This window comes from Comamonas sp. B-9 (assembly GCF_000410635.1).
Classification (GTDB): domain Bacteria; phylum Pseudomonadota; class Gammaproteobacteria; order Burkholderiales; family Burkholderiaceae_C; genus Comamonas.
This window is the reverse complement of sequence record NZ_KE148574.1, coordinates 13,126-18,529: the sequence shown is the minus strand read 5'-3', so window position 1 is coordinate 18,529 and position 5,404 is coordinate 13,126. Positions and strand designations below refer to the sequence as shown.

The following is a 5,404-nucleotide window of genomic DNA, read 5'->3' as shown; positions in this document are numbered from 1 at the left end:
CTCGGGCCAGCGCGCAATGCTGCTGGCCAGCTGCGGCTGCTGGATATGGGCCTGCTGGCTCCAGAACAGCAGCGCCAGGCTGCGTGCGTGCGGCGCATGGCGCAGCACACCGGCGCCATCGGCCAGCGGCACCAGCGCCTGCAAGATGACGGCCGCATCATGGTCGTGGATGCCGCGCTCATAGCCGTCGCGGTAGCGCGGCGCAGAAAATTCGCGAATCGCCTGGGTCAGCGCCTCCGCATCGGGCAGGAGCTGGCGCAGGCGGTCCTGGCTCCAGCCTTCGCGCCCGGCGCGCACGGCCTGCACCACCTCCAGCGCCAGGTACTCGCCCCGGTACATCTCGGCCGATTCGGCCGGCGACGAGGCATCCCAGTAGGCCTGCAGGCCGGCCAGCTCGGCATTGTCCACCGGCTCGAAGTACTCGGTGCCCACCAGGTGCAGGTAGAGCTGGCCGTCGCGCGGCAGCAAGGTCAGGTCCAGGTCCTGGTTGCCCACCGAGAAGCGGTGGCGGCCCAGGCGGATCAGCTTGCCATCGCCCTCGTACAAATCGTTGCGGTCCTGCAGCGCGCGGAAGGCCTGGTCGCGCAGCGTCTTGATGCGGCCGTCGATGTCATCGGCCTTGACGGGGTCCTGCAGCTCGCCGCGCAGGCGCCCGGCCAGTTCCTTGAGCTTGGCAATCAGCGGATCGCCGGCAAAAAAGGCATGCAGCGCCTCGGCGCTGGCGATCTTCTCGGTGCGCTTGGGCAGGCCTTGCACAATGCGCAGCGCGGCATCGAGCACGCCCTGGGCGCGGCGCTGGCGCTCGTCCTGCAAGGACTGCTTGCGCGCCTCGAAGGTCTCCAGCACCTCTTCGCGCTTGGCGATGATGTCCGAGAGAAACTGCGCATGCTCGCCAAACTGGCTCTCGATGTCTTCGAGCTGCACCAGCAGGCGCGCCAGTTGCTCATCGCATTTCTCGGGCGTCTGGGCCAGGTTCAGGCCGCTGACGATGCTCTGCGAGAACAACGCCAGCTGCGCGGCAAACTGGGCCAGGTTCTCGGCACTGCCCAGTCCGGATTTGCGCTGCTCGGCGCGTGCGCGCACCTGGTTCAAGCGGGCGTAGATGGACGAGATGCGGTCCACCACCGCCGTGCGCTGGGTGGCGTCATCAATCTTGAGGCTGCCCATCAGCTCGGACAGCAGATCGAGCGCGGCCGACATCTGGGCCATCTGCGCCAGCGGCTCGGCCAGCTGCACCACCGTGGTCGCTGCCTGGGCCTGCTGGTCCAGCGCCTGCAGCTGCTCCACATAGGGCTGCATGGCGGCGTCGGTGGCAATAAAGCCGGCCGTGCGCTGCGAGACTTCGGCCTGGGCCTCGTCGGCCGTCTGCACCATCGCCTCGATCGCTGCGGCATCGACATAGCGCAGCTCGCGCGTGGCCAGCAGCTGGCCGCGCAGGGCCGCCAGGTCGGTGAGCGCCCCCACATAGGCATCGATGCTGTCGCCGTCCGACAGGCGAATCTGCTTGAGCAGCTGCGCATGGCGGCTGCTGACCTCGCCCATGGCCTTGGCCGAGGCCTGGCGGATGCTTTCCACCTTTTCGTACTCGTCGAGCACCGCGTCGCCGGTGGCGACGATGCCCAACAGGTTCTCGTGCAGCGCCTGCATGCCCGCGCTGCTGAGCCAGTGGTAGCGCTCAAAGAGGCGCCGCGCCGTGTCGATCAGCCGCTCATAGCGCGGCAGCGAGACCTCGGTGGCGGCAATCTCCTTGCGCACGCTGTACAGGTCGGAAATGCCGCTGACCAGCTCGGCATTGCCGATGCGGCCCAGCACGCTGTCCTTTTGCGGCTGGCGCGCGGCATAGTCGTCCGACGCAAAGGGCGTGCGCCATAGCTGCATCGGGTGCACGCGCGAGGCCTCATTGCTCTCGGCAGCAAAGATGACGATGCGGCCATCGTCCATGCGCGCATAGCCGTGACCGATGAGGGGCGGCTGCAGCGCCCGCTCGATCAGGTTGTACTTGAACAGCGCCATGCGCCCGCTCTCGGGCTCGTAGAACACATAGAGCACATCCTCGCCATTGGGCGAGCGGATGCTGCGGCGGTAGCGCATGCCCTGCATGTTCTGCTCGAAGGCGCGGTGTTCGCCGTTTTGCAGGTAGTAGCCGCCGGGGAAGATGATGCCGTGGTCCTGCGGCAGCTGGATGCAGGCCGCGCCAATCGCGTCCATGCGCAGCACCTGGCGCGACAAGGTGTTGTAGACCAGGTAGCGCCAGTGGTCCTCGCGGTAGGGCAGGATCTTGAGCAGCACCAGGCTGCCGACGGCCGCGTATTCAAACACCGCGTCATCGAGCGACTGGTTCTTCTCCTGCACCGGCTCGCGGTAGATGCCCAGGCCGTCGTTGGTGTTGTTCTCGACCTTGATGGTCAGGTCGCCATCGAGCGTCTCGACAAACACCTTGTCGAGGATATTGATGTGCGGATGGCGGCCCTGCACCAGGTGCTCGCGGCCGGCGCGCTGCCATTCAAAATCATGCGGGGCGGGCAGCTCGATGTCGCGCTCGCCCCGGTTGTCGATATAGCGGATCTGCTGGCCGTCGGGCGAGACCGACCAGCGGAACACCCGCACATCGCCCAGGCGCTCGCCGATCTGGAAGCTGGCCAGCAGCTTGCCATCGCGCACCGCCAGCTGCATCAGCTTGGTGTGCTTGTAGTAGGCGTAGAGCTCCTGGAAATCCTGCACAAAGCTCTGGATGCCCAGGAAGCTGTCCTTGGTGTCCACCGGCGTGACTTCGTAGCCCTGCTCGCCCTCGTGCAGGCGGTAGAGCGCAAACACATCCTCGATGCGCGTCTCCTGCTTGAGGCCCATGAACACGTTGTAGCCAAACAGCAAAAAGCCGCCGACCTGGGCGATGTCGCGGCCCAGGCAGTTGTTTTCGGTGCGCACCCGCATGCGGGCGATGACCTCCATCTGGCTGCGGCCAAACTCTTCCAGCCGGGCTTCATTGAGTTCGCGCGCCAGCGTCTCCAGCGCCTGGCCCTGGGCATCGAGCCGCTTGGCCAGCACTTCATAGGAGCCGCCGCTGGCGACAGCGTCGTCAACGGCAGAACGGTCCGGTGGGTCGTTGGTGGGGATAGTGGACATGGCTAGAGCGGCAGAGAATGCGGTGGGGCAGGGCCGGCCAGCACGGGTGCTGGGGCCTGCGATGGGAGTGGCCCGCCCAGCGGCGCACAGGGCGCCGCCGGGCCAGGCGGGCTAGGCGGGCTAGGCCAAGGCCTGGGCTCAGGACTCGGCCGCCGATGGCGGCAGGCTCTTCTTGTCCTGGCCGCCGCCCAGCAGGTTGCTCAGCGCATCGCTGGGCAGGCCCTTGCCGCCGATGAACTTCTGCAGCAGCTCCTGCACGATGGGGCTCTTGGCCGAGACACCCTCGACCGCCTTGCCCACCGACAGCGCCTTGGCAAAGTTGTTGAAGAAGTCGCCACCGCCGCCGACGATGTCGATATTGGCCTTGGACAGCGCCGCCGACAGCACCTCGGCCTGCTCCTGTGCCACGGTCTTGTTCGCTTCGATCGCAGCCAACGCCTGCTCGAAGTTCTTCTCCAGCTGCATGCGGAACTCTTCGTGCGAGCGGGCCTGGTCGGACAGCGACGCGAGCGCCGTGAACTTCTCGGTCAGGCCCTTGGCCTCGGCGAACAGCTTGTCGCGCAGCACATCGGCTTCGGACTGGCCCACATCGCGGGTCACCACCGCCTTGGTGTTGCCCACCTGGGCTTCACCACGGGCCTGTGCCATCAGGCGCTCTTCCAGCACCTTGGCATCGGCCAGGCCCAGCTTCTCGTTGGCATCGGCCTGCGCCTCGATCACGCGCACTTCGGCCAGGCCCTTTTCCTCTTCGCCGCGCGCCTGGGCGATCAGCTTTTCGGCAATGATCTTGGCCTGCACCATGCCTTCGCGCTCGATGGCCGCTGCCGTCACTTCGCGCACCTTGGCGTCGGCCAGGCCCGGCGCTGCGCGCTCGATCTCGATGGCCTCGGCCATCTTCTTCTTGGCTTCGGCGGTCTTGCCCGCCGCTTCCAGCTCGGCCTGGGCCAAGGTGGTCACCTCAACAGCCTTGTGGCGCGATGCCGACTCGTCGGCCTCGGCCTTCTTGACCTGGCGCACCATGTCTTCTTCGGCCTGGGCCTGGGCGGTCAGCACGGTGACCTGCTTCATGCGCTCGGCCTCGGACACCACACGCACTTCCTTAATGCGCTCCTCTTCCTGGGCCACGCCCTTTTCGACCACCACGCGCTCGCGGATGACATTGGCGATATTGGCCTTCTCGACCTCGATGGCCTTTTCCTTCTCGATGCGCTGCAGCTCCACTTCGCGCTGGCGCGAGACCACTTCCAGGTCCTTGGCGCGGGTGACCTTTTCAATCTCGATCACCACCGCGCGCTCGCGGTTCTGCTGGGCCACTGCGACTTCGCGCTGGCGGTTTTCTTCGCGGATGTCGAGCTGCTCCTGCGTCTGGATGCGGGCCTGCTCGGCTTTCAAGCGCTCTTCTTCCTGCACCTTCTGGGTCTCGGCCTGCTCGCGCGCCTGGATGGTGGCGATCTCGCGCTTCTGGCGCGCCTCGGCATCGGCCTGCTGGCGCTCGAGCGCCAGCATCGCTTCCTTGGTCTCGACGTTCTTCTTGGTCACGGCCAGCTCGGCATTGCGCTCGAGCTCGTTGGTGACGATGTTCTGGTTGGCCGTCAGCTCGGTGATCTTGCGAATCCCTTCGGCGTCCAGGATGTTGTTCGGGTCCAGCGAGGCCTTGGAGGTCTGCTCCAGGTAGTCGATGGCCACGTCTTCGAGCACATAGCCGTTGAGGTCATTGCCGATCACATGGATGATCTGGTCGCGGAAATCCTGGCGGTTCTCGAACAGTTTGACAAAGTCGATCTGCTTGCCCACGGTCTTCAAGGCCTCGGAGAACTTGGCATTGAACAGCTCATTGACGGCGCCCTTCTCCGACGCACGCTCCACACCGATGGCCTTGGCCACCTTGAGCACGTCGGCAGCGGTCTCGTTGACGCGCAGGTAGAAGGCCACGGTGATGTCGGCCCGCATGTTGTCGCGGCAGATCAGGCCCTCCTTGCCACGGCGGTCAATCTCCAAGGTGATCAGCGAGATGCGCATGAACTCCTTCTTGTGGATCACCGGCAGCACCATGCCGCCGGTGAACTTCACCTTGGGCTGCGAGGTCGTGTCATTGATGATCAAGGCTGTGCCCTGGGGCACCTTGATGTAGAAGGCCTTGACCAGCGCAAACAGGCCCAGGATGACGATGAAGACGGTGCCGATCACCACCCCCGCGACGATGTACCACTCCAGATTTCCCCAATTCATGCGTAGCTCCCTATCAGTATCAATTTCTAAATAAATGCGATGCGGGCCCGCC

General features: G+C 65.5%; 2 protein-coding genes. Both read right to left on the bottom strand.

Features of this window, described 5'->3' with window-relative positions; genetic code table 11:
• Positions 1-3,123 (bottom strand): DNA repair ATPase (locus H928_RS0112705; RefSeq protein WP_021026853.1); only part of this gene is annotated, 3,123 nt, incomplete at its 3' end.
• 138 nt (positions 3,124-3,261) lie between these two features.
• A complete protein-coding gene (locus H928_RS0112700; RefSeq protein WP_021026852.1) occupies positions 3,262-5,352 on the bottom strand; it encodes a flotillin family protein in 2,091 nt (696 codons plus the stop codon).
• Positions 5,353-5,404 lie beyond the last annotated feature (52 nt).

Bases quoted from the DNA above. Each gene is read 5' to 3' on its own strand.
- H928_RS0112700 (WP_021026852.1), bottom strand. From the start codon at position 5,352: ATGAATTGGGGAAATCTGGAGTGGTACATCGTCGCGGGGGTGGTGATC.